Origin of the sequence: Nocardia bovistercoris (genome assembly GCF_015674855.1) — a bacterium.
Taxonomy (GTDB): domain Bacteria; phylum Actinomycetota; class Actinomycetes; order Mycobacteriales; family Mycobacteriaceae; genus Nocardia; species Nocardia bovistercoris.
Genome location: NZ_JADMLG010000021.1, coordinates 86,242 through 112,307 on the forward strand (window position 1 = coordinate 86,242; position 26,066 = coordinate 112,307).

23 protein-coding genes and 1 rRNA gene are annotated in these 26,066 nt (G+C 69.6%); 3 read left to right on the forward strand and 21 right to left on the reverse strand.

The features are described from left to right. Nucleotides 1-10: 10 nt before the first annotated feature. The 12 genes from der to IT779_RS33365 form a co-directional block, all read right to left on the reverse strand. Nucleotides 11-1,426, reverse strand: coding sequence for a ribosome biogenesis GTPase Der (gene der / locus IT779_RS33310; RefSeq protein ID WP_196153462.1), 1,416 nt, complete (start codon nucleotides 1,424-1,426; stop codon nucleotides 11-13). Next, the gene (gene cmk, locus IT779_RS33315; protein WP_196153493.1) at nucleotides 1,423-2,100 is read right to left on the reverse strand and encodes a (d)CMP kinase; all 678 of its coding nucleotides are present in this window, start codon (nucleotides 2,098-2,100) and stop codon (nucleotides 1,423-1,425) included. Before cmk ends, der begins: the two co-directional genes overlap by 4 nt. A 98-nt stretch (nucleotides 2,101-2,198) precedes the next feature. Next, nucleotides 2,199-3,266, reverse strand: coding sequence for a pseudouridine synthase (locus IT779_RS33320; protein WP_196153463.1), 1,068 nt, complete (start codon nucleotides 3,264-3,266; stop codon nucleotides 2,199-2,201). 8 nt (nucleotides 3,267-3,274) lie between these two features. Further along, nucleotides 3,275-3,895 (reverse strand): SMC-Scp complex subunit ScpB, encoded by a 621-nt coding sequence (gene scpB / locus IT779_RS33325; RefSeq protein WP_196153494.1) that lies wholly within the window; start codon nucleotides 3,893-3,895, stop codon nucleotides 3,275-3,277. 218 nt (nucleotides 3,896-4,113) lie between these two features. After that, nucleotides 4,114-5,043, reverse strand: coding sequence for a segregation and condensation protein A (locus tag IT779_RS33330; RefSeq protein WP_408637815.1), 930 nt, complete (start codon nucleotides 5,041-5,043; stop codon nucleotides 4,114-4,116). Continuing rightward, on the reverse strand, nucleotides 5,040-5,915 hold the full coding sequence (locus tag IT779_RS33335) for a ParA family protein (protein WP_232542347.1): 876 nt from the start codon (nucleotides 5,913-5,915) through the stop codon (nucleotides 5,040-5,042). The genes IT779_RS33330 and IT779_RS33335 overlap by 4 nt, the downstream gene beginning before the upstream one ends. Nucleotides 5,916-6,348: 433 nt before the next feature. Continuing rightward, nucleotides 6,349-7,368 carry a site-specific tyrosine recombinase XerD gene (locus tag IT779_RS33340; protein WP_196153464.1) on the reverse strand — a complete coding sequence of 340 codons (1,020 nt, stop codon included), beginning with the start codon at nucleotides 7,366-7,368 and terminating at the stop codon, nucleotides 6,349-6,351. 12 nt (nucleotides 7,369-7,380) lie between these two features. Beyond that, nucleotides 7,381-8,034, reverse strand: a complete 654-nt coding sequence (locus IT779_RS33345) for an NUDIX hydrolase (RefSeq protein ID WP_332839078.1) — start codon at nucleotides 8,032-8,034, stop codon at nucleotides 7,381-7,383. 150 nt (nucleotides 8,035-8,184) lie between these two features. Further along, nucleotides 8,185-9,906 carry a CTP synthase gene (locus IT779_RS33350; RefSeq protein WP_196153466.1) on the reverse strand — a complete coding sequence of 574 codons (1,722 nt, stop codon included), beginning with the start codon at nucleotides 9,904-9,906 and terminating at the stop codon, nucleotides 8,185-8,187. Nucleotides 9,907-10,098: 192 nt separating this feature from the next. Further along, the gene (locus tag IT779_RS33355; protein ID WP_196153467.1) at nucleotides 10,099-11,043 is read right to left on the reverse strand and encodes a copper transporter; all 945 of its coding nucleotides are present in this window, start codon (nucleotides 11,041-11,043) and stop codon (nucleotides 10,099-10,101) included. Between the two features lie 267 nt (nucleotides 11,044-11,310). Beyond that, a complete protein-coding gene (steA, locus tag IT779_RS33360) occupies nucleotides 11,311-12,513 on the reverse strand; it encodes a putative cytokinetic ring protein SteA (RefSeq protein ID WP_196153468.1) in 1,203 nt (400 codons plus the stop codon). A gap of 243 nt (nucleotides 12,514-12,756) precedes the next feature. Beyond that, the gene (locus tag IT779_RS33365) at nucleotides 12,757-12,957 is read right to left on the reverse strand and encodes a hypothetical protein (RefSeq protein WP_196153469.1); all 201 of its coding nucleotides are present in this window, start codon (nucleotides 12,955-12,957) and stop codon (nucleotides 12,757-12,759) included. 215 nt (nucleotides 12,958-13,172) lie between these two features. On the opposite strand from IT779_RS33365, the gene IT779_RS33370 reads away from it, so the two are divergent. After that, on the forward strand, nucleotides 13,173-13,547 hold the full coding sequence (locus IT779_RS33370; RefSeq protein WP_196153470.1) for a PLDc N-terminal domain-containing protein: 375 nt from the start codon (nucleotides 13,173-13,175) through the stop codon (nucleotides 13,545-13,547). A gap of 57 nt (nucleotides 13,548-13,604) precedes the next feature. Here the strand turns inward: IT779_RS33370 and IT779_RS33375 are convergent, their stop codons facing one another. Further along, nucleotides 13,605-14,912 (reverse strand): NtaA/DmoA family FMN-dependent monooxygenase, encoded by a 1,308-nt coding sequence (locus IT779_RS33375; RefSeq protein WP_196153471.1) that lies wholly within the window; start codon nucleotides 14,910-14,912, stop codon nucleotides 13,605-13,607. Nucleotides 14,913-14,933: 21 nt separating this feature from the next. Continuing rightward, nucleotides 14,934-15,305, reverse strand: coding sequence for a rhodanese-like domain-containing protein (locus IT779_RS33380; RefSeq protein ID WP_196153472.1), 372 nt, complete (start codon nucleotides 15,303-15,305; stop codon nucleotides 14,934-14,936). Between the two features lie 221 nt (nucleotides 15,306-15,526). On the opposite strand from IT779_RS33380, the gene IT779_RS33385 reads away from it, so the two are divergent. Beyond that, nucleotides 15,527-15,946 (forward strand): SRPBCC family protein, encoded by a 420-nt coding sequence (locus IT779_RS33385; protein WP_196153473.1) that lies wholly within the window; start codon nucleotides 15,527-15,529, stop codon nucleotides 15,944-15,946. A gap of 413 nt (nucleotides 15,947-16,359) precedes the next feature. Here the strand turns inward: IT779_RS33385 and recN are convergent, their stop codons facing one another. From recN to IT779_RS33415, 6 genes are all read right to left on the reverse strand, one after another. Next, the gene (gene recN / locus IT779_RS33390; RefSeq protein WP_196153474.1) at nucleotides 16,360-18,129 is read right to left on the reverse strand and encodes a DNA repair protein RecN; all 1,770 of its coding nucleotides are present in this window, start codon (nucleotides 18,127-18,129) and stop codon (nucleotides 16,360-16,362) included. After that, nucleotides 18,107-19,111 (reverse strand): NAD kinase, encoded by a 1,005-nt coding sequence (locus IT779_RS33395; protein WP_196153475.1) that lies wholly within the window; start codon nucleotides 19,109-19,111, stop codon nucleotides 18,107-18,109. The genes recN and IT779_RS33395 overlap by 23 nt, the downstream gene beginning before the upstream one ends. After that, on the reverse strand, nucleotides 19,108-19,929 hold the full coding sequence (locus IT779_RS33400) for a TlyA family RNA methyltransferase (protein WP_196153476.1): 822 nt from the start codon (nucleotides 19,927-19,929) through the stop codon (nucleotides 19,108-19,110). Before IT779_RS33400 ends, IT779_RS33395 begins: the two co-directional genes overlap by 4 nt. A gap of 1 nt (nucleotide 19,930) precedes the next feature. Then, nucleotides 19,931-20,230: a hypothetical protein gene (locus IT779_RS33405; RefSeq protein ID WP_196153477.1), complete on the reverse strand. Its 300-nt coding sequence runs from the start codon at nucleotides 20,228-20,230 to the stop codon at nucleotides 19,931-19,933. 13 nt (nucleotides 20,231-20,243) lie between these two features. Further along, the gene (locus tag IT779_RS33410; RefSeq protein ID WP_196153478.1) at nucleotides 20,244-21,134 is read right to left on the reverse strand and encodes an HAD-IIA family hydrolase; all 891 of its coding nucleotides are present in this window, start codon (nucleotides 21,132-21,134) and stop codon (nucleotides 20,244-20,246) included. Nucleotides 21,135-22,010: 876 nt separating this feature from the next. Then, a complete protein-coding gene (locus IT779_RS33415) occupies nucleotides 22,011-23,030 on the reverse strand; it encodes a tetratricopeptide repeat protein (protein WP_196153497.1) in 1,020 nt (339 codons plus the stop codon). Between the two features lie 429 nt (nucleotides 23,031-23,459). Here IT779_RS33415 and IT779_RS33420 point away from each other — a divergent pair, with 429 nt between their 5' ends. Then, nucleotides 23,460-25,661 carry a hypothetical protein gene (locus IT779_RS33420; RefSeq protein WP_196153479.1) on the forward strand — a complete coding sequence of 734 codons (2,202 nt, stop codon included), beginning with the start codon at nucleotides 23,460-23,462 and terminating at the stop codon, nucleotides 25,659-25,661. A gap of 285 nt (nucleotides 25,662-25,946) precedes the next feature. On the opposite strand, the gene rrf is transcribed toward IT779_RS33420, so the two are convergent. Further along, nucleotides 25,947-26,063: ribosomal RNA gene (gene rrf / locus IT779_RS33425) — 5S ribosomal RNA — on the reverse strand. Between the last annotated feature and the right edge of the window lie 3 nt (nucleotides 26,064-26,066).

A 26,066-nucleotide genomic window follows, 5' to 3' on the forward strand; every position in this document is an offset into this window, starting at 1 on the left:
CATCGGCCTGCTACTTCTTGCGTTCGCGCTTTTCCCGGACCCGCACCGAAATTCGGACCGGCGAACCGTCGAATCCGAATTCCTCGCGCAATCGCCGTTCCAGGAATCGCCGATATCCGGCTTCCAGAAATCCCGTGGTGAACAGCACGAAGGTCGGCGGGCGCGTCGAAGCCTGAGTGGCGAACAACACACGCGGCAGCCTGCCGCCGCGCATCGGCGGCGGGGTGGCCGCGACGACCTCCTTCAGCCAGGTGTTCAGCCTGCCCGTCGAGATACGCTTGTCCCACGATTCCAGCGCGGTGTCCATGGCGGGCACCAGCTTCTGCACCGCGCGACCGGTGTGGGCGGAGATGTTGACCCGCTGCGCCCACGGGACGCGGACCAGTTCCCGGTCCACCTCCTTCTCCAGCATCAGCCGTCGGTCCTCGTCCACCAGATCCCACTTGTTGAACGCGAGCACCAGCGCCCGACCGGAATCGGCGACGAAGCCGATGATCCGCAGATCCTGTTCGGTGATCGGCTGCGCGGCATCGATCAGCATGACCGCGACCTCGGACGCCTCCAACGCGGACTTCGTGCGCAGCGACGCGTAGAACTCGGTGCCGCCCGCCTGGGACACCTTGCGGCGCAAGCCCGCGGTGTCGACGAACTTCCAGACCTTGCCGCCCAACTCGACCAGCGAGTCCACCGGGTCGACGGTGGTGCCCGCGACATCGTGCACCACCGAACGCTCGTCGCCCGCCAGCTTGTTCAACAGGCTCGACTTACCGACATTCGGCTTGCCGACCAGCGTGACCCGGCGCGGACCGCCGCCGACGCCGCCCTCGCGCGGGGTCTCCGGCAGCGCGGCGAGCACGTCGTCGAGCAGGTCGCCGGTGCCTCGGCCGTGCGTGGCGCTGATCATGCGCGGCTCGCCGAGACCGAGCGACCACAGCGCCGCCGCCTCCGACTCGATCCGTTGGTCGTCGACCTTGTTCGCCACCAGGATCACCGGAATCCTGGACCGGCGCAGTTTCCGGACCGCCGCCTCGTCGGTGGCGGTGGCGCCGACGGTCGCGTCGACCACGAGCAGAATGGCGTCCGCGGTGTCCATCGCGAGTTCGGCCTGCCGCGCGACATGCTGTTGCAGCCCTTTGGCGTCGGGTTCCCAGCCGCCGGTGTCCTGCACCCAGAACCGGCGTCCGGTCCAGTTGGCCTCGTAGGAGACCCGGTCGCGGGTCACGCCCGGGATGTCCTCGACCACCGCCTCGCGACGGCCGATGATGCGGTTGACCAGCGTCGACTTGCCGACGTTCGGACGCCCGACCACGGCGAGGGTCGGCATCGCGAGTTCCGCGCCGTCCTCCTGCTCGTCGGCGAATTCATCGATATCCCAGTCGGATTCGTCGCTCCAGACGCCGTCGCCCGCGAGTACGTCCTCGCTCATCGCGCCCCTCCCGGCGATCCCGCCGCGACCTGGCGCGCCACGACCCGGTACAGCTCGTCGATGACCTCGTCCTTGGTCAATTCACTCGTGTCGACCAGCGCGGCGTCCTCGGCGGGACGCAGCGGGGAGACCTTGCGCGTGGAATCGAGGGTGTCGCGGCGCTGCACGTCGGCCAGCACGGCGGCGTAGTCGTCGCCGCGGCCCTCGGTGATGTTCTGCTGGTTGCGCCGGTGCGCCCTGGCCTCGGCCGAGGCGGTCAGGTAGATCTTGGCGTCGGCGTCGGGCAGCACGACGGTGCCGATATCGCGACCCTCGACCACGATCCGCTGTGCGCTGAAGGCGATCTCGCGCTGCAGCGCGACCAGCAGTTCGCGGACTTCGGCCACCGCCGACACCGCCGACACCGCCTTGGTCACCAGGTCGCCGCGGATCTCGGCGCGCACGTCCTCACCGTCGAGTTCGACGAGTTCGCCGCCCGGATCGGTGCCGATGGTCAGCGGCAGTTCCTTGACGGCCGCGCCGATGGACGCGGAGTCGGCGAGATCGATGCCTGCGCGCAGCACCCGCAGGGTGGCGACCCGGTACATGGCGCCGGTGTCGAGATAGCGGGCGTCGAGCCGGTTCGCGAGCAGGCGCGAGACACTCGACTTGCCGGTTCCCGACGGGCCGTCCATCGCGACGACAAGGGATTCCGAGCCGGACAGTTTGCCTGCCGCGTCATTCCGCACCGGAACCTCCGCACCGTTCACAATGACACCGCCTCGAAGAGCGCTCACAACGACACCGCCTCGTAGAGTTTGCCGACTTCGTCACGTCCGAGCACCCGCAGCGTGCCGGGACGCTGATCGCCGAGAGCCACCGGACCGATATTGGTGCGCACCAGCCGGTTCACCGGATGGCCGACCGCGTCGAGCAGTCGACGGACGATGTGTTTACGTCCCTCGTGCAACACCAGTTTCACCAGGGAGCGCCCCTCCCCGAGTTCGAGTACCTGGAAGCGGTCCACCTTGGCCGGACCGTCCTCGAGTTCGACGCCGTCGCGCAGCCGCTTGCTCACCATCCGGTTGTCGACCTCGCCGTGCACCGTCGCCAGATAGGTCTTGGACACCTCGAAGGACGGGTGCATCAACCGGTGCGCGAGATCGCCGTCGTTGGTGAGCAGCAGCAGCCCCTCGGTGTCGGCGTCGAGGCGCCCCACGTGGAACAGGCGCTGACCGGCCGCGACACGTTCGGCGACGATATCGCCGACGCACGGGCGACCGAGATCGTCGGCCATGGTGGACTGCCAGCCCTTCGGCTTGTTCAGCGCCAGGTGCACCAGTTCCTCGCGCACCACGACCCTGGTCCCGTCGACCCGAACCACGGCGGTCTTCGGGTCGATCCGCAGGCCCTGCTCGCGCACGATCAGACCGTCGACCTCGACGCGTCCGCGCGCGATCAACTCCTCGGCGGCGCGCCGCGAAGCGACACCGGCCTTGGCGAGCACCTTCTGCAGCCGCTCGCCCTCGCCCCACGGCAGTTTCGTGTGGGTCTCGGCCGAGTCGTCGACCTCGACGTACTGACGGCGCGCCGGCTTGGCGTTGTTGAGCACCGGCGGCGCGCTGACCTGGCGCTGCGGTTTCGGGTTCTTGGACTTGCGGTTCGCGGGCGGCGGCGCGGCCCGGCCGGTGCGCTGATCGGACCGCTCGGGGCGGCCCGTGCGCTGTTCGGTCTCACCCGACCCGCGTCGGTCCGCGCGAGCGCCGCGGGAACCCGTCGCGCGGGTCGCCCCGCCTCGGGCGGGCTGGTCGCCGCGTCTTCTACGATCCGGTGTGCCATCTCGGCGAGCGGAGGTATTCATCTGTCCCGTCAATCCTCGGCGCCGAGATCCAGGTCGGATTCGGCGGGTTTTCTCAGCCTGGTGTACCGGGGGTCGGTATCCAGGCTCTCGTTGATCTCATCGATCAGGTCGACGCCCGGAAGCAAGGGCGCCAGCGGCGGCAGATCGGTCAGTGACGCGAGCCCGATCCGCTCCAGGAACAACTCGGTCGTGCGGTAGAGCGTGCCGTTCGTCTCCGGGTCGACACCGGCCTCGGCGATCAAACCGCGCGCGAGCAGCGTACGCATCACGCCGTCGACGTTAACGCCGCGCACCGCGCCGACCCTGGTGCGCGTCACCGGTTGCCGGTAGGCCACCACCGCCAGGGTCTCCAACGCCGCACGGGTCAATTTGGTCCGCGCGCCGTCGAGCAGCACCCGTTCCACATAAGGTGCGTACTCGCTGCGAGTATAGAAGCGCCACCCGTCGCCGACGAAACGCAGGTCGATACCGCTGCCACGGGCGGACAGCGCCGCCGACATCTCCCGCAGCGCGGCCTCCACTCGCTCGGTGGTGTCATCGAGCGCCGCGGCCAGTTGCTCGGCGGGTGCCGGGACGTCCACGACCAGCAGCATCGCCTCGAGCGCCGACCGGAATTCGGTCTCCTCCAGCGGCGCGGGCGCGCCGTTGTCCGGCTCGACTCCCGCGCCGACCGCATCGCCGCCGACTGTGTCGGAAATCTCCCGCGAGCCCGCCGCGGTTTCCCGCGCCGACTGCACAGTGGTTTCCCGCTCCGACTCCACAGCGGTCTCCCGCGCCGACTCCACAGCGACCTCCCGCGACCCCGCGCTGGTCTCCCGCGACCCCGCGTCGGCGTCGTCGCGCTCGCTCACCCGTAGTCCTCCTCGATGGTCACGGCCGCTTGTGTTCCGGCCTCGGGGTCGATGTCGCCGAGCCAGCTCACCCCGAGCGGCCCGAGCGGGTCCGGCTGGTCGAATTCGATGGTCTTACCCCGATACAACTCGAGCAACGCCAGGAAGCGGGCGACGATCTGCACCGCGACCTCGCAGTCGGCGACCAGTTCGGCGAAGGTCGTCCACCCGCCCGGCCCGCGCAGTTTGAGTTGTTCGAGTACCCGCGCGGCCTCCTCGGCGACCGAGATGGCGTGCGAATGCAGGTGGTCGAGGCCGACGCGCGGCGCCGGGCGCGGGCGGAAGGCCACCGCGGCGATCTGCGCGAATCCGGCCGCGTCCACCCCGAGGGTGACCTCGGGCATCAGCCCCGCGAATCGCTCCTCGAGTCCGACCGCGCGCGGGTAGCGGCGCAGCGCGACGGCCTCCAGCTCGGCGAGCAGTTCGGCGACCTGCTTGAACGCCCGATACTGCAGCAGTCGCGCGAACAGCAGGTCGCGCGCTTCCAGCAGTTCCAGATCCTCGGTGTCGGTCATCTCGCCCGAGGGCAGCAACCGGGCGGCTTTCAGGTCGAGCAGGGTGGCGGCGACGACCAGGAATTCGGTGGTCTGGTCGAGGATCTTGTCCGCGCGCAGTCCGGCCGCGCCCGCACCGGCAGCGGTCATGGCCTTGGTGTAGGCGATGAATTCATCGGTGACCTGATGCAGTGCGACTTCGGTCACATCGAGTTTGCGCGAGCTGATCAGCGTCAGCAGCAGATCGAACGGGCCTTGGAAGTTGCTGAGCTTCAGATGGAATCCCGAGGTCGATTCCTCGACGGATTCGGTCGCCGCGACCTGCGGCTGCGCGCCGGGGCCGAGCGGAGCAACGATCGTCGTCGGTGGCGCCGGGGAACTCTCCCGGCTCACCGGCCGGACCGGTGGATGACTTCCCGCGCCATCGCCCGATACGCCTCGGCCCCACTGGATTTCGGCGCCCACGTGGTGATGGGCTCGCCCGCGACGCTGGCGTCGGGGAAACGGACGGTGCGCGCGATCGCGGTGTCGTAGACCAGATCGCCGAACACCTCGACCACGCGCGCCATCACCTGACGCGAATGCAGGAGCCGGGAATCGAACATCGTCACCACGATGCCGTACAGGCTCAGCCGCGGATTCAGCCGGTCGCGCACCTTCTCGACGGTGTCGTTGAGCAGGGCGAGGCCGCGCAGCGAGAAGTATTCGCACTCCATCGGAATGATGACGCCGTTGGAGCAGGCCAGCGCGTTCACGGTGAGCAGGCCGAGCGACGGCTGGCAGTCGATGAGGATGTAGTCGTAGTTCCCGCGCACCGGTTCCAGTGCGCGCCCGAGCGTCTGCTCGCGCCCGACCTCGTTCACCAGCTGGATCTCCGCCGCCGACAGATCGATATTGCTCGGCAGCAGATCCAGGTTCTCCACCCGCGTCGACATCAGCACGTCGTCGACCGAGGTGCGGGAACCGATCAGCAGGTTGTGCACGGTCTGGTCGAGATCGTGGTGGGCGACGCCGAGCCCCGCCGACAGCGCGCCCTGCGGATCGAGATCCACCAGCAGCACCCGGCGCCCGTATTCGGCCAGTGCCGCGCCGAGATTGATGGTGGAGGTGGTCTTGCCGACCCCGCCCTTCTGATTGCACATGGCGACGATGAGGGCGTCGCCCTGATGGGACACCGGCGGCGGATCGGGCACCAGGCGCAGCGGACGGCCCGTCGGCCCCAATTCCGCGCTCTCCGGCACGGGCTCGATCCCCGTGCCCCACAGCGTCTCCGCCGCGGCCTCCGAATACGGTTGCGAGCGGGGACCCGAAAGCGGCTGCGCCCCGGCACTCCTCGGCGGCTCCTGCGCCGCACCGGCTGTCGTCACGATCCGCTGCTCCTTATGCCTCTGCCCGTCGCCTCGCCGAGCGTAGCGAGACCGATCAGGCCCGACCTCGCTTTCGTACGGTCCAGCTCTCGATAGACGCTACCGCCCGAGAGCGCGAGATCCACGTTCGGACACGCGACACCGCGGTTCGGGCGGTACGCACCGCCGGTGGACTGCACCGCGGGCACCCCCTCCACGCTGTCCCGTGCCCACTCGCCGCGTACCCGCGAGGGCTTCGGGGAGTCTCGCTCCGGACGATACCCCTTACCGGCGAGGTGAGGAACCGCGCCGGGCCGTCGGCGCTCGTGATATCCGAGGCCGGTGCCCGTCGTCACCGCGCCCTCGGATGTGCTGTGGCCCATACTTCCCGCAGCGTACTGACGGTGACCAGGGTGTAGATCTGCGTTGTGGTCACCGAGGCGTGCCCGAGCAGCTCCTGCACGACCCTGACGTCGGCGCCGCCGTCCAGCAAATGTGTAGCGAAGGAATGTCGCAAAGTGTGCGGTGACACAGTCGCGCCGATTCCCGCACGCTCGGCGGCGGTTTGGAGCACCTGCCACGCGCTCTGGCGCGATAATCGCCCGCCGCGCGCGTTCAGGAACAGCGCTCCGCCATTGCTTCGCCCCGCGCCGATTCTTCCCGTGCCTCGGCCCTTTCCGGCGCCGCCGCTGTCCCCCGCACCGGATCTGCCGCCCGCCGCCAGCGTCGGACGGCCGCGCACCAGGTACGCGTCCAGCGCGGCGAGGGCGGGACGGCCGATGGGCACCATGCGCTGCTTGCCGCCCTTGCCGCGCAGCACGACCACGCGGTCGCCGGTATCGATGTCGTCCACGTCCAGCCCGACCATCTCCGAGATCCGCGCGCCGGTCGAATACAGCAGTTCCAGCAGCGCGCGATCACGCAGTCCGCGCGGTCCGCCATCGGTCGCGCCCGCCGCGTCCGCCGCGTCGGCGGGACCGCCGCCCGCCGCCTCGAGCAGACGCAGCACCTGGTCGTAGGGCAGCGCCTTGGGCAATCGCCTGCCCGGCGCGGGCGGTTTCACCCCGTGCGCCACATCGGCGCAGGTGATGCCCTCGGCCGCCGCGAACCGATGCAGCCCGCGCACCGCGATCAACGCGCGGGCCACCGAACTCGCGGCGAGCGGCGGATGGCCCGACCCGCCCGCGCGCAGCGCCACCGTGAATTCGGCGACATCGGACTCGGTGACCCGGTCGAGTTCGCGCACCTCGCGGGTCGCCAGGAAATCCCGGTACCGGTCGAGGTCACGGCGGTAGGCGCCGAGCGTGTTGCGCGCCGCGCCGCGCTCGACCGCGAGATGGTCGAGATAGACGTCGATTTCGCGCGCGAGCACCCGGCTCTCCCGTCAGTCTTCCGACCGCCGCGACTTGCGGTGTAGGAACGCGGTGGGCTGTCCCGGCCACGGCGCGTCGGCCGAACGCGGGGTGATCGAGTCGGCGCGGGCCGCGGCCAGCGCGAGCACGCCCGCCACCGCGGTGGCGTTCACGATCTCCCCGGCCAGCGCGGCGCGCACCGCCGCGGACACCGGAAGGCGCACGACACGGATATCGGCTTCCTCGTTCTCCGGTTCCGGCCGCCGCACCTCGTGCAGGTCCCGCGCGAGATACACGCGCAGCGCCTCGTCGGTGAAGCCAGGCGACAGCGCGACATCCACCAGCACCGACCACTCCCGCGCACCGAGTCCGGTCTCCTCAGCGAGTTCGCGTTTCGCGGCCTCCCACGGGTCCTCGCCGTCGATGTCGAGCAGTCCGGCGGGCAGTTCGAGCAGCCGCCGCCCGATCGGGTGCCGATACTGGTCGATGAGCACCAGTTCGTCGTTCTCGTCGATCGCCGCGACCGCGACCGCAGCGTGGTGTTCGATCACCTCGCGCTCGACCACGGCGCCACCCGGCATCACCACCTGATCAAGGCGCAACGCGAGAATGGCTCCGCTGTAGACGGTGCTACTGGACACGGTGTCGAAATCATGGCGCCCCGGCACCGATTCCTCCTTCGTCACGACCGCAACTCCCTCCCGCTCGGCGCATACGCACCCGAGCACGCTATACCCACCGCCCGCGCCGCGCCACGCGGATCGGCGACACGACATGGCCGGACACACGACGCGCGGGCGGACCGGTCGGCCCGCCCGCGCGTAATTCCAGACCGGTCAGGAATTCCGGTCGGCCGCGGCCAGTTCCGCGTCCGGGATGTCAACGGGAAGACGTTCGGCCAGTTTGTATTTCAGCGCCGCCGAGATCAGCGCGGCGAACAGCGGATGCGGACGCGTCGGGCGGCTCTTGAGTTCGGGATGAGCCTGGGTCGCGACCAGGAACGGATGCGTATCGGCCGGATACTCCACGAATTCGACCAGCGACCCGTCCGGCGAGGTGCCGCTGAAACGCAGCCCGCTCGCCGCGATCTTGTCGCGGTAGGCGTTGTTGACCTCGTAGCGGTGCCGGTGCCGCTCGGAAACGGTGTCGGTGCCGTACGCCTGCGCGACCACCGAACCCTTCACCAGCGCGGCAGGATACGCGCCGAGCCGCATGGTGCCGCCGAGATCGGCCGCGCCCGCGACGATCTCCTCCTGATCGGCCATGGTCGAGATCACCGGATGCGGGGTATCCGGTTCGAACTCCGCCGAATTGGCCTCGGCCAACCCCACCGCGCGCGCCGCCTCGATCACCACGCACTGCAATCCGAGACACAGCCCGAGCAGCGGAATCCCCCGGGTGCGCGCGAAGCGGATCGCGCCGACCTTGCCCTCGATGCCGCGAATCCCGAACCCGCCGGGAATCAGCACCGCGTCCACATCGCGCAGCGCGGCCACCGCGCCCGCCTCGGTCTCGCACTCGTCGGAGGCCACCCAGCGGATCAGCACCTTGGCCCGCGAGGCGAATCCGCCCGCGCGCAGCGCCTCGGTCACCGAAAGGTACGCGTCGGGCAGGTCGACGTATTTGCCGACCAGCGCCACCTCGACGGTCTCGCGCGGCGAATGCACCCGGTCGAGCAGATCGCCCCACACCGTCCAGTCCACATCGCGGAACGGCAGCCCGAGCCTGCGCACCACGTACGCGTCGAGCCCTTCGCGGTGCAGCACCTTGGGAATGTCGTAGATCGACGGCGCGTCGGGGGTGGAGATGCACGCGTCGACCTCGACGTCGCACATCAGCGCGATCTTGCTCTTGAGCCCCTGCGGCACCTCGCGGTCGCACCGCAGGATGAGCGCGTCGGGCTGGATGCCGATACTGCGTAAAGCCGCCACCGAGTGCTGGGTCGGCTTGGTCTTCAACTCGCCGGAAGGCGCCAGATACGGCACCAGCGACACGTGCAGGAAGAACACGTTGTCCCGGCCGACGTCGTGGCGGATCTGGCGCGCCGCCTCCAGGAACGGCTGCGATTCGATGTCGCCGACCGTGCCGCCGATCTCGGTGATCACCACATCGGGCTCCTGGCCCTGCAGATCGGGGCCCCGCATCGCCAGGATGCGGTCCTTGATCTCGTCGGTGATGTGCGGAATCACCTGCACCGTGTCGCCGAGATACTCGCCGCGCCGCTCCTTGGCGATGACCGACGAGTAGATCTGACCCGTGGTGACATTCGCGTCGCGGGTCAGATCGCGGTCGAGGAACCGCTCGTAGTGACCGACGTCGAGATCGGTCTCGGCCCCGTCCTCGGTCACGAACACCTCGCCGTGCTGGAACGGATTCATGGTGCCGGGATCGACGTTCAGATAGGGATCGAGTTTCTGCATCGTGACGCGCAGACCGCGGGCCGTCAGCAGCTGGCCGAGGCTGGAAGCGGTCAGGCCCTTACCCAATGAGGAGGCGACACCACCGCTGACGAAGATGTGTTTCGTGGCAGTTCGCGCCTGAATCCGTGTTTGACCCACGGGTCTTCACGGTAACACGCCCCGGCCACCCGCTCGGCACCCGACGCGGGTTTGCCCCGGTGTCGCTGCGCAGGCGGTCGGCCCGGCGCGGCCGCGACGATCGGTCCGGCACGGCACGGCTGGTCGGCACCGCGCGAACCGGCAGGCCGACACGGCACAACCCGACAGGTCGGTACCGCACGGCCCCGGTCGTCAGCCCGGCACCGCCGCCACCGTCAACGCCGTGGCCTTCTCCCCCGTTCCATAACCGCCCGCACCGCCGCCGAGCTGCTCGGTCAGAGCGAGCACCGCGGTCACTCGGCCGATCTCGCGATCCACGTTGTCCACGGTGCTCACCGTGCCCGCCAGCGGCGCGTCGGAACGCACGATCGCGATCGGACCGGGATGCGTCGCCGCGCCCGACCGCCCCGCCAGCACCGCGCCCGCGCCGCGCGCCCGCAGCGCGCCCGTGAACCGGGCCAGGTTCGCCCCCTGCGCGTTCTGTCCGGCGTCGGCGCTGTCACCGGTGACCACCACCGCCAGCTGGGCCGGAAGCACGGGAGCCTCGCCGTAGGCGAGGAATCCGCCGCCGCGCAGGGTCTCGAGCACAAGACCGAGTTCCTGGGGGGTGCTGCGCGGTTGCGACGTGACCGGGTCGAGCAGCAGGGTGAGGCCGAGCAGGTCGCCCGCCATGCTGCCCTGGTCGACCGCGCCGGTCCGCAGCTGAGCGCCCGCCGGGATGACATTGGTCAAGGCGCTGCGCATCCGGTCGCCTTCGCTCGCGTCGAGGAAGGCGTCGGTGAGCGCGACGCGTCCCGTCACCCCCGCGCCCGCGGTCTCCACGGCGCGCGTCACCGCGTCCACGTCGGCGGGGTCGGCGTCGGGCGCGGTGAACACCAGCACGCCGCGCTCGGCGAGCCGCCCGGCCAGTATGCGTCCCGCCGACCCGGCGATGAATCGGTCGGCGGCGGCCATCTCGGCGTCGAGTCGGGTACTGCGCGCCGACAGTTCGCCGACCCGCACGCGCAGGTCGGACCGGTCCGAGCGCAGGCCGGAGATCAGATCCGCCGCCAAGGTCTGCGAACCGAGCACCACCCCGACCGCGAGCGCCAAGAAGATCGCGACGATCGAGATGGTGTACTGGCGAAACGAGATCATGGTGCACTCCCTAAGCTCGTGACAGTCCCGAGTTCGCGGCTTTCCTGAATTCATCGTTTTCTGAATTCGCGGCTCCCGAGAGTTCGCCGCTCCGGAACTCGCGGTCCTCCAGAACTCGCCGCCCTCCAGGGTTCGCGGCCACCGGAGCCGGCGGCCCTCCCCGGTTCCCAGCTCTGTCAGGTTTCCGATCCACCCGGGTTCGCGACTTTCCGCGGCTCTCCTGGAACCAACGGCCTCGTGAGTTCGCGACCGCCTCGAGCGCGCGGGCTACCCCACCAGGCCTCGCGCCCACAGGACGAAGCGGTTCCAGGTATCGATCGACCAGTTCAGGACCTCACCGCCGCTGTCGGAGGCCAACAGCACGACGATCACCGCGACCAGCGCGGCGAGCACCACCATGGCCACGGCGACGCCGGACATGCGGTTGCGATAGAGGGTGGCAACGGCCTTGGCGTCCATGAGCGTCGGGCCGACCTTGAGCCGGGTCAGGAAGGTGGCCGGATTGCTGTCGCGGCGGCCTCGGTCGAAGAAGTCGTCCAGCGAGGCGGGCGCACCCGCGGTGACGATGAGCGCCGCGCCGTGGTGGTGGGCCAGCAGCAGCGCCAGGTCGGCGGGCGCGCCGGAGGACGGGAAGGTGGTCGCGCCGATGCCGAGATCCTGGATGCGTTCCAGGCCCTTGGCGTGGCCGTCGGTGTCGGCGGGCAGGATCACCTCGGCCCCGGATTTCAGCGTGGCGGTGGTGATCTCCTCGGGGTCGCCGACGATCAGATCCGGCCGGTACCCCTGCTTGACGAGCGTGTCGGCGCCGCGCCCGACGCCGACCATGATCGGCGCGTACTCCTTGATGAACGGTTTGAGCCGTTTGAGGTCGTCGAGGTGGTCGCCGCCGTCGGCAACCACGACCACGTGGCGTCCGCGCATGGCCAGGTCGAGTTCCGGCACGCCGATGCCGTCGATCAGCAGGGCGCTCTCGGTGCGGATGAACTCGATGGTGTTACCCGCGAACGCCTCGAGGTGGTCGGCGAGTCCGTCGCGGGCCTCGATCATCCGTTCCGCGATGGCCGCCGCGGACAGTTCGATGCCATCGACCAGTACCTCGGGTTCCTTCTTGACGAGTTTGTCGGCGTAGACGACGCCACCGTCGATGCGAACCCGCGTGCCGTCCTTGATCCGGGAGAACGCGTCGGAGCTGACCGTGTCCAGCAGCACGATGCCGTTGGCCACCAGCACCTCGGGTCCGAGGTTGGGATAGCGCCCCGAGATGGACGGCGAGGTGTTGATCACAGCGACGACACCGGCTTCGACGAGCCGATCGGCGGTCATCCGATCGAGATCCATCTCGTCGACGACGACGATGTCACCGACGGCGACCCGCCTCAGCAAACGCCGGGTATTGCGATCGACCCGAGCGACCCCGGTGCGCCCCGGCAGCGTTTCGACATGTCTCGACAGCAGCGCGGGCATCTTCATAGACCCGATGATGGCCCTGATCTCGCCACCTCCGACGGAGGCGCGCCGAATCGGCTACCGCATTCGTCACTGTGATAGCTTCGCAAAACCCATGCCGACCGAATGGTTCCGACGGTTCCGCATCAGGAACTTCCCGTCCGCTAACAACCAGCGTCAACAGTTCGGTTCGCTATGTCGTATTCGTAGCCGAACCGGGGCGGTACTGGAACGAAACCTCCGCACTGCCCCGGCGACAGCCTCGCGCTATACCGCCGTCCGCGAATCGGACGCCGGTTCGGAACTGAGCGTCACATGCGGAGTCGAATACACCGTCAGCAGTTCGCCGTCGGGACCGAGCACCGGAATGCGGGTGGGCAACGCCGACCCGCCCGCGAACCGCAGCACATATTCGTCGCCGCGACGCTCCAACACGAGCGAACCATCCTCGAACACATCATCGGACACGGTGAACCCCTTTCAACGAACCCCTCCGCCGAGCGTGCCGCGCGAAGGCGACAACGGCAAGGAACGGGCACGCGTTTTCGCGAAGCGCGAAATCACCCGCATCGTGTGAGGGAATCCGGGTCGCGGGGCGGCAGTGTTGGTCCACGTCGCACCGCACCGCGACGGCATCGTGCTGACAGCGCTACCGCGCCGCGGCCTCGGAAAGGGCAGACGACATGGACTTCTGGGACATTATCTGGTTCATCGTGGTGAGCTTCCTCTTCATCGCCTATCTGATGGTGATGTTCTCCATCCTCATGGACCTGTTCCGCGATCACGGGACCTCGGGCTGGGCGAAAGCCGCCTGGGTGGTTCTGCTGCTGATATTCCCGTTCCTGACAGCGCTGGTGTATCTCATCGTGCGCGGCAAGGGCATGGCCGAGCGCCGGGCCGCGGACGCGCTGCAATACAAGGCCGCCCAGGACGACTACATCAGGAAGGTCGCGGGCGCCGACCCGGCCGCGCAGATCGCCTCCGGCAAGAAACTGCTCGACGAGGGCACGATCACCTCGGACGAGTTCGACCAGATCAAACGGGCCGCGCTGCACTAGGTTTCGGCCACCGCGGCGGCGCGGACCGCGAAGGCCGCGCCGCCACGACCGAATCCGCTACGCCACCGCTTCGGCGGGCGCGGCGAGCTCCGGCAGTTCCAGATTCGCCCGCAGCGTGTCGCCGACCTGCTCCACGCCGAGGACACCGCGGCGGCGCAGTTCCGGCAGTAGACCGTTCACCAGGAAATCGCGCGTGCGCGGGTCCGCGAGGCCACTGATCGACAGCACGTCGAGCACTCCCGCGTCGTAGCGCTCCTGGATCGCGTCCGCGAGCTGTTCCGGCGTACCCGCCGCGGCCCAGTGACCGGTGTCCTGAGCCGCGACTATCAACTCGCGCAACGTCTTACCCGAACGCGCCAGGCGGCCGAAGATCTCCACCCGACCGCGCCTGCGATTGACCGAAGCGAGCTCAGGCAGCAACGCTTCCGGAATCGGGCGGTCCAGCGGCAATCCCGACAAGTCGACCCCGCCGCCGAGCATGTCAGCCAATCCGGCCCGGCCCGCGTCCAAGTCGATCGCCTCGGCCCGAGCGCGCACCGACTCGAGCGCCTCCGCCTCGGTCGCGCCGAAGGTGGCGTGCAGGGAACTCATGATCAGCGGAAGCCCCTCGGGTCGGCCGAGCCGCGCCGCGCGCTCGCGCACCCGCGCGGTGTAGGCGTGCGCGTCCTCGAGCGTCGCGAGCGAGGTGAACACCACCTCGGCGAAACGCGCGCCGAGTTCGATCCCCGCCGCCGATTGTCCCGCCTGGAACTGCACCGGTCTGCGCTGCGGCAACGGCGGGATATTGAGCGGGCCGCGCACCGTGAAGTACTCGCCCACGTAGTCGATCGGCCGCACCAGCTCGGGATCGAGCCGTGCGCCGCCGCGACCGTCCGGTGTGAGCGCGCCCTGACCCCAGCTGTCGAACAGCGCGTGCACGATCTCGAGCGACTCCGCCGCCCGCGCGTACCGCTGCTCGGGACTCGGCAGTTCCTCGGCCCCGTAATTCTCCTCACCCAGCGAGGACGTGACCGCGTTCCATGCGGCCCTGCCATTGCTGACATGGTCGAGCGTGCCGAACAGCCGGGCCAGGTTGTACGGGTGATGGAAGGTGGTGGTGACCGTGGCGATCAGCCCGATCCGCGAGGTCACCGCACTCAGCGCGGCCAGGAAGATCAACGGCTCCTGCGCGCCGATCGCGCCCTGCGCGCCGAAACTGAGCAGGTCGGCGGCGAACAGCGCGTCGAATCCGTTGTCCTCGGCGATCTTCGCGACCTCGATCGAGGACGCGACCGTGGACACCGTCGGGTCGATCGCGGCGCCATAGACACTCACCGCCCCGCCCACACCGGTCACCGTCTTGAGCGGCCGACGCCGTGCGCCCATCAGCGAACTCCCTCGCCTCGATCAGTTCCCGTCCGCGGTGGGCGCCTCGGTCGGCAATCCCGCCTCGCGCCACGCCGGAAATCCACCTTCGATGTGCACGACGTCGACGAAACCGCGCTCGAGCAGCCCCCGCGCGACCGGCCCCGACCCGTTCACCGAGCCGCACACCACCACGATCGGCTGATCCAACGAGACGATCTGCGGATGCCCGACACCGGAACCGAGTGCGAATTCGGTGTCGAGCGCGTCGCGGTCGGCGACGATCGCGCCGGGAATGGCGCCGTTCGCGGCCCGACCGCCCGCACTGCGCACATCGACCAGCACCGCGCCATCGGCGATCGCGGCGGCGGCCTGCGCCGGGGTCACGGTCGCGGGCTCCGAAACATTCGACATGGTCTGCACTCCTCGTCTGCCACGGCCCCGCCCACGCGGCGGGCTGCTTCTCACGCTCTGGCACCGCGCCCGCGCAGACAACGGACTCGATCAGGCTGATTCCAAACGAAGCCGTCGACGCACGAAATCCGCAGGGCAGTGATCCGGCTCACGTCGCGACCGTGGACGCGGCGCGACTACCTATACACTTCCTGTCACAGACAGCTCGAAGAGGAGAACCTATGGCCAGCACCACCGTTGACGTCGTCATCAAGGCCCCGCGCGAGGCCGTGTACAAGTTCTTCACCGAACGCGACGGCATCAATCCGTACGTGCCGGTCGACTTCACCCTCGAGCGGCCGGGCGCCCCGACCCCGAGCGGCGTCGGCGCGCAATACCGCATCGGCAAGCGCGGCGTCGGCCTGCTCGAGGAAACCACCAACCTGGTGCCCGGCGAGCGCATGGAATACAAGATCGTCAAGGGCGCACCGGTCAAACGCCACGTCGGCATCATCACCTTCTCCGACACCGCCGACGGCACCCTGGTCTCCTACACCATGGAATCCGAACCCACCCTCCCCGTCCCCGCCAAAGTCCTGGAACTAGGCCTCAAGGGCCTGATCAACCAGTTCATCAAGGGCGCACAGAAAGCCCTGGCCTGATCGAGGACTTCCGTCGAACCTCCGCACCACCGAGCGGTGCGAAGGTTCGCGCGTTCTCACCCGGAGCCGCAGGCCACACGACGCACTCCCGAAACCACGCACACCCGCACCGGAAACCCTGCCGCTCGGCCGGACGAACCCGGTCGCCCACCACGAGTTCCGGGGAGCGAAGGTTCCGGTCGCCCACATCCAGCGAGCCGGGCGCGACAGTCCGCGCGTTCCGTGTCCGGCCTTCGACTCGATAGCGTGTGGGCTCACGCTCCCTCTCGTCGCCCACCTGGGGGATGCACGTACCGCCGGTCGACCAGCACCGGTCCGATCGGCCGATCACGCCGGTGCCTGGCTCCACCGCCGAGTCGCGATAGGTGATGCGGGATCGGATAGCACGGTCCGATCAGGACGTACCCGGTCCGCTACGCGGGCGTCCGCTCCGCGCGGGCGGTCTCCAGAAGTTCCTCCGCGTGGGCGCGGCCGGTCTCGGTGTCGTCGAGGCCCGCGAGCATGCGCGCCAGTTCGACGACCCGCTCGTCCTCGGTCAGCGCCCTGACCCCGCTGTTCACCACGCCCTCGCCGTCGTCGGACTTGTGCACCACCAGGTGGGTGTCGGCGAAGGCCGCAACCTGGGGCAGGTGGGTGACCACGATCACCTGATGGGTGCGGGCCAAACGAGCAAGGCGGCGGCCGATCTCCACGGCCGCGCGACCGCCGACTCCGGCGTCGACCTCGTCGAACACCATGGTCGCCCCGTGGTCGCCGCCCGCGAGCACCACCTCGAGCGCGAGCATCACCCGCGACAGCTCACCGCCGGACGCGCTCTTGCTCAACGGCAGCGACGGCGCACCCGAATGCGCCGCGAGCCGGAACTCCACCTCGTCCACCCCCGAAGACCCCGCGTGCAACCGCGTGCCGCCGACCTCGATCGGCGCCGAATCCTGCGCTCCCGCGGGCACCGGCCGCACCTCGACCTCGAGCCTGGCCTTGCCCATCGCGAGCCCACCCAGCTCGGCACTGACCGCCGCGGCGAGCTTGCCCGCCGCCTTGCCGCGCGCCGCCGTCAACTTCCGCGCGGTCTCGGCGACCTTGCCCGCCGCCGCGTCCACCTCGGCGGCCAGCTTGGTCAACGTCTCCTCCGACACGTCGAGCGAGTCGAGCCGGGCGCGGGACTCCTCGGCCCACGCGAGCACACCGTCGATATCCGGCGCGTACTTGCGGGTCAGCGTCTTCAGTTCGGCCTGACGGGTGAGCAGGGAATCCAACGCACCCGGATCGGACGGCAGATCCGAGAGATATCCGCTCAACTCCGTGCTCAGATCGACCACCACCGCGATCGCGTCGCCGAGTCGCGGCGCCAGCGCGGACAGCGCCGGGTCGTCGGCCGATTCCACGCGAGCACGCGCGGCGCCGAGCAATTCCAGCGCGCCCGAACCGTCCTCGGGGGTGTCGGTCGGCCCGGCCAGCGCGTCGTGCGCCGCCGACGCCGCCTCCCGCAGCGAATCCAGGTCGCTGAGCCTGCGCACCTCGTCCACGATGCGCGCGTCCTCGCCGGGTTCCGGTGCTACGGCATCGATTTCGTCGAGGGAATGGGTGAGACGATCGGCCTCCAACGCGAGTTCCCTACCGCGCGCGGTGCGTTCGAGCAGTTCGGTGCGCGCGTCCAGCCAGGACCGCCGAGCCGCACGGTACTTGCGCAGCAACGGCGCGACGGTGTCGGCGGCGAACTGGTCGAGCGCGTTCAATTGCTGCTCGGGGCGCTGTAATCGCAGCTGATCGTTCTGGCCGTGCACGGTGAGCAACGGCGCGGTGAATTCGGCGAGCACCGAAGCGGGCACCCCGCGCCCGCCCAGATGCGCGCGGGACCGCCCGTCGCTGCCGACGGTGCGCACCGCGATGATGCTGCCGTCGTCGTCGGCCGTCGCCGCCGAGGATTCCAGCACGCCCGCCACCTCGGCGCGCGCCGCCGCGTTCACGTCCTCGACGGTGAACCTGCCCTCGACGACCGCGCGCGCGGCCCCCAACCGGACCCGGCCCGCGTCGGCGCGCGCACCGCTGAGCAGATGCAGACTGGTGACCACCATGGTCTTGCCCGCGCCGGTCTCGCCGGTCAGCACGGTCAAACCTGCGTGGAACTGCGCGGTGGCCGTGGATATGACGCCGAGCGCGTCAATCCTGATCTCTGTCAGCACGTGTGCTCTCCGTTCGCCGTCGGCCACGCCAGCCGGTCACGGGCAGTTGGAACTTGCGCACCATCCGATCCGCGAACGGTGCGGAATCCAACCGCACCCACCGCACGGGCCGGGTGCCGCGAACCGCCTCGACCCGACCGCCGCGCGGAAGGGCGAGGGTGCGCCTGCCGTCCAGGAAAACTATCGCATCGTGGCCGGTCGCAACCGCCTCCACGGCGATGCGGGACGCGGGACTCGTCACCAGTGGACGCGCGAACAGCGCGTGCGCGTTGCTCGGGATCACCAACATGGCCTCGAGTTCCGGCCACACCACGGGACCGCCCGCGGAGAACGCGTACGCGGTGGAACCGGTCGGGGTGGCCACCAGGATGCCGTCGCAGCCGAACGAGGACACCGGCCGCCCGTCCACCTCCAATGCCACCTCGAGCACGCCCATCCGCGAGGCGTTCTCGATACTGGCCTCGTTGAGCGCCCACCCGGTGTCGACGACCTCGTCATCGACCCGCACCGCGACATCGATCGTCATCCGGTCCTCGACCCGGTAGTCGCCGCGCACCACCTGCGCCAACGCCTCGTCCAGATGTTCGGCCTCGGCCTCGGTGAGGAATCCGATGCGGCCCAGATTGATTCCGAGCACTGGCACCTCGGCTGGCCTGGCCAGTTCGGCGGCGCGCAGGAAGGTGCCGTCGCCGCCGAGCACGAGCACCATCTCGCAGCCGAGCGCGGCGCCCGGATCGTGTGGCACGACCCGGACCGGATACCCACCGGGTTCGGCCACCGCGAGTACGCTCGCGCTCGGGTCCTCGAATTCGAATCGGGTGCTGTCGGCCTCGTCGGCCAGTACTCGCAGGCCGATGCCCGCGTCGGCGAAGATCTTCGCCACCCGGTGCGCGGTCTCGATGATCTCGGCCCGGCCCGGATGCGAGACCAGCAGGATCTCCCGGCCGCCTCCGGTGTCGCCGCCGTGGGTGGGCGCGTTCACTGTGGACCCTCCTCAACCGCACGTTCGACCAGTGCCGCGACCTGCTCGCCGTCGTAGTCGAACGGCCCGTCGTGACGCAACCACAAAAAGTATTCGACATTACCCGACGGTCCGGGCAATGGGCTCGCCACCGCGCCAAGCGTACGCAATCCGTGCCCGGCGGCCGCCCGCGCCACCTCCCGAACCGCTTCGGCGCGCAGATTCCGATCCCGCACCACCCCACCGGATCCCACCCGCTCCTTGCCGACCTCGAACTGCGGCTTGACCATCGGCAACAGGTCGGCGCCCGGCGCCGAGCACGCCGCGAGGGCGGGCAGCACCAGGCCGAGCGAGATGAAGGACAGGTCACCGACGACGAGATCGACCACGCCACCGACGGTTTCGGGTGTCAAACCGCGCACATTGGTGCGATCGAGCACCGTGACCCGCTCGTCGTTGCGCAGCCGCCACACCAACTGCCCGTACCCGACATCGACCGCGACCACCTCGGCCGCGCCCTCGGACAGCAGCACATCGGTGAATCCGCCGGTCGAAGCGCCGGCGTCCAGGCAGCGCCGCCGCGTCACCCGCAGGCCGAGCGGTTCGAACGCCGCGAGCGCGCCGAGCAGTTTGTGCGCGCCGCGCGAAGCCCACGACACCTCGTCGGGCTGCTCACGCACCACCAGCGGCGTGCCCGTCTCCACCGCGGTCGCGGGTTTCACCGCCACCGTTCCCGCGATCAGTACCCGCCCGGCGCCGATCAGTTCGACCGCGTGCTCCCGCGAGCGGGCCAACCCGCGACGAACGAGTTCGGCGTCCACGCGTGCGCGCCTGGCCACCTCAGATCTTGTCCACCGTGGCCAGGGCCTGGACCAGCACTTCGTGCGCCTGATCCAGTATGCGGGCGCGACGCGTGATGTCGACACCGGATTCGTCGGCATCCGCCGCGACCCGAGGACGGGCCTCGAGTTCGGCGAGCAGCGCGTCGATCTCGGCGCGCACCCGTGCCGGATCGGCGGGTTCCTGACCGCTCTGCGCGCCGGGCAGATGCCGACCGGGCAGCGGGACGCCGTGGCGAGACCCGTGCGGGCCGGGGACGGGCGCCGAATGGCCGTGCGGACGTGGGGTCGGAGTACTCATCGTGCGAACAACGCTATCGGATTTCCGAACCGGACGCGCGCACCGTCACCGCGCGACCGGGATTGCGGAGCAGCAGATCCACCGGCCCCAGCGCCGGATCCTCCGACACGACCGGGGGATGGTTGAGCGCTTCCAGGGAATCGGCGACGAAGGTCGGGATCCGTTCGGCGGGAGCCTCGCGCAGCTCCGCCGCAGTGCTCACCCCCGTCAAAACCAACAGCGAATCGAGCCCGACGCGGTACGCGCCCTCGATATCGGTGTCGAGCCGATCACCCACCACCAGCGCGGCCCGCGTACCGGCGCGCTCGAGTGCGTCCTCGAGCAATGGCGCGAACGGCTTACCCGCCACCACGGGTTCGCGGTCGGTCGCGGCGACCAAGGCCGCGACCATCGACCCGTTGCCCGGCGCGAGTCCGCGCTCGTTCGGCAGTGTCCGATCGGTATTCGCCGCCACCCACAGCGCGCCCGCGCGCAGCGCGTAAGCGGCCTCGGCCAGATCCGGCCACGCCGTCTCGGGCGAATGCCCCTGCACAACGGCGTCGGGCACGGCGTCGTCGAAGCGGCGCAACGGCTTCAAGCCGACCGCGTCGACCTCCCGCACCAGATCCTCGGTGCCGACGACCAGCACCGAGGCCCCCGGAGAAAGCCGCTCCGCCAGCAGGCGGGCCGCAGCCTGCGCGCTCGTCACCACATCATCGGTATCGGCCGGAAAACCCAGCTCACGCAGATGCCCGGCGACCTTGTCCGGCCCGCGACTCGCGTTGTTGGTGACATAAACGAGGCGTTCTTTCGAATCACCGACGATCAACGCCTCCGGTGCGCCCTCGATCACCGCGGGCCCCCGGTACAGCGTTCCGTCCAGATCCAGCAGCAAGGCCGCGTAGCGATCCCGCAGTCGCGTCACAGTCGCACACCACTCTCACTCATGATCGACCACCCCCGCGCCACGTCCTTACGGACACCCGCGAGAAGGCCGGCCGCCCCCGCCCGTCATCCGAGCATCCCCGACGGTGCGCCGAGGACTCCAGAACCCTACGTCAGCGCCCCGACCACCGACCAAACGAGATCCGCGCACCGACGCCCGAACCACCCCACCCCGACGGCCCCACCAGCACCACGAGCGGGCGACGGTGAATTCCGCCACCCTCGCACACTCCGCTCCACCAGTACCTGCCGGTAAGTTCGGCGGCGCACTTCTCACTCCGGTCCCACCAGCATCACGAACTGACCACGGTGGGGTCCGCCACCTCGCACACCACACCCCACCACCACTCGCCGGTAAGTTCAGCGGCACGCTCCTCAGTCCGGTCCCACCAGCATCACGAACTGACCACGGTGAGGTCTGCCCCCTCGCACACCCCGCTCCACCAGTACCTGCCAGTGAGTTCGACGGCACGGTCCTCACTCCGCGGCCCCACCAGCGTCACGAGCGGGCGACGGTGAATTCCGCCACCCTCGCACACCCCACTCCACCACTACTCGCCGGTGAGCTCGGCGGCCCGCTCTTCACTCCAACGGTCCCACTGGCATCACGAACGGACCAAGGAGGTCCGCCACCCTCGCACACCCCACTCCACCAGTACTTGCCGGTGAGTTCGACGGCACGGTCCTCACTCCGGTCCCACCAGCATCGCGAACGGACCACGGAGGTCCGCCACCTTCGCGCACTTGCTCCGCTACTACTCGCCGGTGAGTTCGACGGCACAATCCTCACTCCGCACCCCACCAGCATCACGAACGGACCACGGAGGTCCGCCACGTTCGGGTACTCGCTCCGCTACTACTCGCCGGTGAGTTCGGCGGCCCGCTCCTCGGCGTCGGTCTCGCCGTCCAGGTCGGCCGACGCCGAATTGAGGAACCACTCCAGCCCCTCGGCGGTGCGGCCCGCAGCGACCAGCGCGTCCGCATAGGCGTAGAACAGTCGCGCGGCGGCCGAACCGGTGCGCGACGGGTCGAGATCCGTGGTCTGCAGAGTCACGACCGCCTGGTCGTACTGACCGAGGTCCATCCGCGCGCCGGCCACGACGATGCGCAATTCGGTCGCCTCGTCACCGCTCAGCGCACGGGCCTCGTCACTGCGCCCGAGTTCGATCGCCCGCTCCGGACGACCCAGCCCACGCTCACAATCCGCCATGACCGCGAGCAGTCCCGAACCGCCCGACATCCGGCGCGCCGTACGCAACTCCGACAAGGCCTCGGCCCACTCCCCGGCGTGATACGCGGTGACACCGGCGGTCTCGCGGACCACCGCGATCCGCCCGGCGCGCTGTCGAGCCGCACGAGCATGCGCCAGCGCGAGCTCGGGATCGTCCTCGAGCAGCTGCACGGCCATCACCATATGACGCGCTACGGTCTCGGCATTGCCCTTGTCGAGGCTCAGCAGATCGCGCCGGACCGTGGAGTCGAGATCGGACGCCTGCACCTCATCGGGCAGATCCGGCTCCTCGGGCCGCGCCGGACGCCGGTCGAGTGAGCGGCCGCCCTTAGCCCCCTCACCGCCCCGCCGCCGGTCCTCCCAGCCCTCCGCCGAGCCACCTCGCTCACCGGAATCGCCGCGCTGACCGGAATCACGACGGAACCCGCCACGCTCCGAATCACCGCGACCGGACTCACGCCTGAACCCACCCCGATCCGCCGCGGCACCACCACGACCACCGCGCCCGGAATCCCGCTCGTCACGACCACGCGCGAACCCACCAGAAGCACGACGGAAACTCGAGTCGCCACGATCGGATCCCCGCTCGAACCCACCGCGCTCACCGCGCTCGAGATCACCCCGAGCCCCGCCGCGCTCCCCCACTTCACCGCGGTTGGCACCGCCTCCCGCACCCGAGCCACGATCCTCGGCATCGCGATCACCGCGACCTCGTTCACCCGAACTGCCGCGACCCGCGCTCTCAGTACCGCCGCGCTCACCCGAGCCACGGCGATCGACGTTCTCGGCATCACGATCGGCGCCGTCACGCCGGAAGTCGGCCGCACCGGACTCACGCCGGGAATCGCCTCGCTCATCAGACACGTCCCGACCGGAAGCACGCTCGAACCTGGCACGATCACCCGACCGTCCGCCCTCGGCGTCCCGCTGCGAACCACCCGGCTGACCCGAATCATCACTACCGCCACGCTCGGCATCACGCCCGACACCGCGATGTCCGCCTGCCTCGCCACGCTCGGACTCCTCATGACCGCCACGCTCGGCGTCACGTCCTGAGTCCGCACGACCGCCCGAGTGCCCACCGCTCACGTCCCGCTCGCTCTCGCTCGAGTCGCCACGACCACCGCGCTCGGAATCCTGTCCGGAGCCGACGCGTTCGACATCGCGGCCGACGCGCTCGCCGGACCCACCGCGCTCACCCGAGCCGCCGCGTTCCGCATCACGGTCGAATCCGCCGCGCTTGAAACCGCCTTCGCCGGAATCACTTCGACGGAAGCCGCCGCCCTGACCGGAGTCACTCCCGGAATCATCGCCCCCAGCCGAGCCGCCGCCGCTCACATCCCGCCGCGAACCGGCCGGTTCCCTCGAATCGTCACGGCCATCGCGCGGGGCATCACGTCCGGAATCGTCGCGATCCTCCGAACTACCGCGCACATCCCGCTCCCTCGGAGCGTCACGTCCGGTGCGCTCGAAATCGTTTCCGAGACCAACGGATTCGACGTCGCGCCCGGTGTCGTCGTGCACTCCCGACTGTCCACCGCGGACGTCCAAGCGCGAACCGCCCTGGTCGCCCGAGTCGGCACCGCCTGCGCGCGCGGCGCCACGTCCGAAGTCCTGACGCTCACCGGAATCGTCGCGCCCGAAATCCCCGCGCTCACCCGAGCCGTGAAGATTCTCACGCTCAGCATCACGTCCCAGAGCGTCGCGCTCACCGGAGTCCCCACGACCACCGCGCCCAGCGGAATCCCCAGAGTCCCCGCGCTCAGCGGAATCTCCACGACCACCGCGCCCAGTGGAATCCCCGCGACTACCGGGCTCGGAATCGCCGCGCTCACCGGAGCCACTATGTTCGGCGCCGCCGCGCTCGGTCGAGTCACCGTAGCCATCGCGCACAGAATCGCGGGTCACCTCCGCCGCTGCGCCGGAGTCTCCACGGTCGGCGGTGTCGGAGTCACGGTCGTATCCAGCGCGGTCACCGGAGTCTCCGCGACCGCCGCGTTCCGCATCACGGTCGAAACCACCACGCTTGAAACCGCCTTCGCCGGAACCACCTCGACGAAAGCCACCGCCTTGCCCGGAATCACGGCTGTCCCCACCGCGCCCGCCGGAATCGCCACGGCCCGCACTGTCGGAACCGCCACGCTTGAATCCGCCGGACTCGTTGGAATTACGACGGAAACCGCCGCGCTCCGAATCGCCGCGGGCGGAACCACCGGTGAAGCCACCGCGGTCGCTCGAATCGCTCCGGTCGGAGCCGCGCTTGAAACCCCGACGCTCACCGGAATCTTCACGGCTACCGCTGTCGGAATCACGTCTGAAACCGCGACGCTCACCGGAATCGCCACGGCCGCCGCTGTCGGAATCACGTCTGAAGCCGCCGCGCTCACCCGAGCCGCCACGGCCGCCGCGTTCCGCATCGCGGTCGAAACCACCGCGCTTGAAACCGCCTTCACCGGAATCACCTCGACGGAAGCCGCCGCCCTGACCAGAATCGCGGTTGTACCCACCGCGACCGCCGGAGTCCCCACGGCCACCACGGTCGGAGTCACGGCTGTACCCACCGCGCGCACCGGAATCACCACGGCCACCACGGTCGGAGTCACGGTTGTACTGACCACGTTCACCGGAATCGCCACGGCCGCCGCGCTCGGAGTCACGGTTGTGGCCACCGCGCGCGCTGGAATCGCCACGGCTTCCACGGTCGAAATCACGCTTGAAGCCGCCGCGCTCACCCGAGCCGCCGCGACCGCCGCGCTCGGAATCCCGGTCGAAGCCGCCGCGCTTGTAGCCGCCGGTTTCACCCGAATCACGGCGGAAACCACCGCGATCACTCGACTGTCCTCGGCTGTCGCGGTCACCGCCGCGCTTGAAGCCACCGCCCTCGCCACGGCCGCCACGGTCGCTGTCACCGCGCTCGGAGTAGCGGCCGCCGCCCGGCCGGTCGTCGTCGCGGCGCTGATAACCGCCGCGCTCACCGTCGCCGCGTCGGAAGCCCTTGCGCTCGTCGTCTCCGCGTTCGGAACCGCGGGAGCCGGAATCACCTCGACGGAACCCGCCCTGACCGGAGTCGCGGTTGTGGCCGCCGCGCTCACCGGAACCGCCGCGGTTGTAGCCGCCACGCTCGCCGGAGTCTCCACCACGGCGATCACCGGAATCGTCGCCGCGTCGGAAGCCGCCGCGGGAACCGGAGTTCGAGCCGCCCGAGTTTGCTCCGTAGCCGCTGCGGCCGGTCTCACCGCCTCGACGGAAGCCGCCACGATCCTCGGAACCACGTGAGCCGGAACGACCGCCCGAGCGATCCCGTCCCTCGTCGGCTCCGCTGCCGCGCGACGGACGATCGGACCCCTCGCCGCGCCGGAAAGACTTCCGACCGTCGTTGTGCTCCGACACCGTGATCCCTTTCTTGTATTTTTCGTAGCCGGGCGCGCCCGGCGTGAACAGACTCCATGAATTCAATCACGCGCGAACGACGGGTACGGACGCGGCAGCGTGATGCGGGCCGAGAAGTGCCCAAACGCCGATAGGGGACCCAGATATCTGGGTCCCCTACGGTCAATGATGTTCCGGCGGTGTCCTACTCTCCCACACCCTGTCGAGTGCAGTACCATCGGCGCTGGCAGGCTTAGCTTCCGGGTTCGGAATGGGACCGGGCGTTTCCCTACCGCTATAGCCGCCGTAACA

Excerpts from the sequence above, each read along its gene's own strand:
- der (WP_196153462.1), bottom strand. The coding sequence starts at position 1,426 with ATGAGCGAGGACGTACTCGCGGGCGACGGCGTCTGGAGCGACGAATCC.
- cmk (WP_196153493.1), bottom strand. The coding sequence starts at position 2,100 with ATGGACGGCCCGTCGGGAACCGGCAAGTCGAGTGTCTCGCGCCTGCTC.
- IT779_RS33320 (WP_196153463.1), bottom strand. The coding sequence starts at position 3,266 with ATGAATACCTCCGCTCGCCGAGATGGCACACCGGATCGTAGAAGACGC.
- IT779_RS33355 (WP_196153467.1), bottom strand. The coding sequence starts at position 11,043 with ATGATCTCGTTTCGCCAGTACACCATCTCGATCGTCGCGATCTTCTTG.
- steA (WP_196153468.1), bottom strand. The coding sequence starts at position 12,513 with ATGAAGATGCCCGCGCTGCTGTCGAGACATGTCGAAACGCTGCCGGGG.
- IT779_RS33370 (WP_196153470.1), top strand. The coding sequence starts at position 13,173 with ATGGACTTCTGGGACATTATCTGGTTCATCGTGGTGAGCTTCCTCTTC.
- IT779_RS33375 (WP_196153471.1), bottom strand. The coding sequence starts at position 14,912 with ATGGGCGCACGGCGTCGGCCGCTCAAGACGGTGACCGGTGTGGGCGGG.
- IT779_RS33380 (WP_196153472.1), bottom strand. The coding sequence starts at position 15,305 with ATGTCGAATGTTTCGGAGCCCGCGACCGTGACCCCGGCGCAGGCCGCC.
- IT779_RS33385 (WP_196153473.1), top strand. The coding sequence starts at position 15,527 with ATGGCCAGCACCACCGTTGACGTCGTCATCAAGGCCCCGCGCGAGGCC.
- IT779_RS33405 (WP_196153477.1), bottom strand. The coding sequence starts at position 20,230 with ATGAGTACTCCGACCCCACGTCCGCACGGCCATTCGGCGCCCGTCCCC.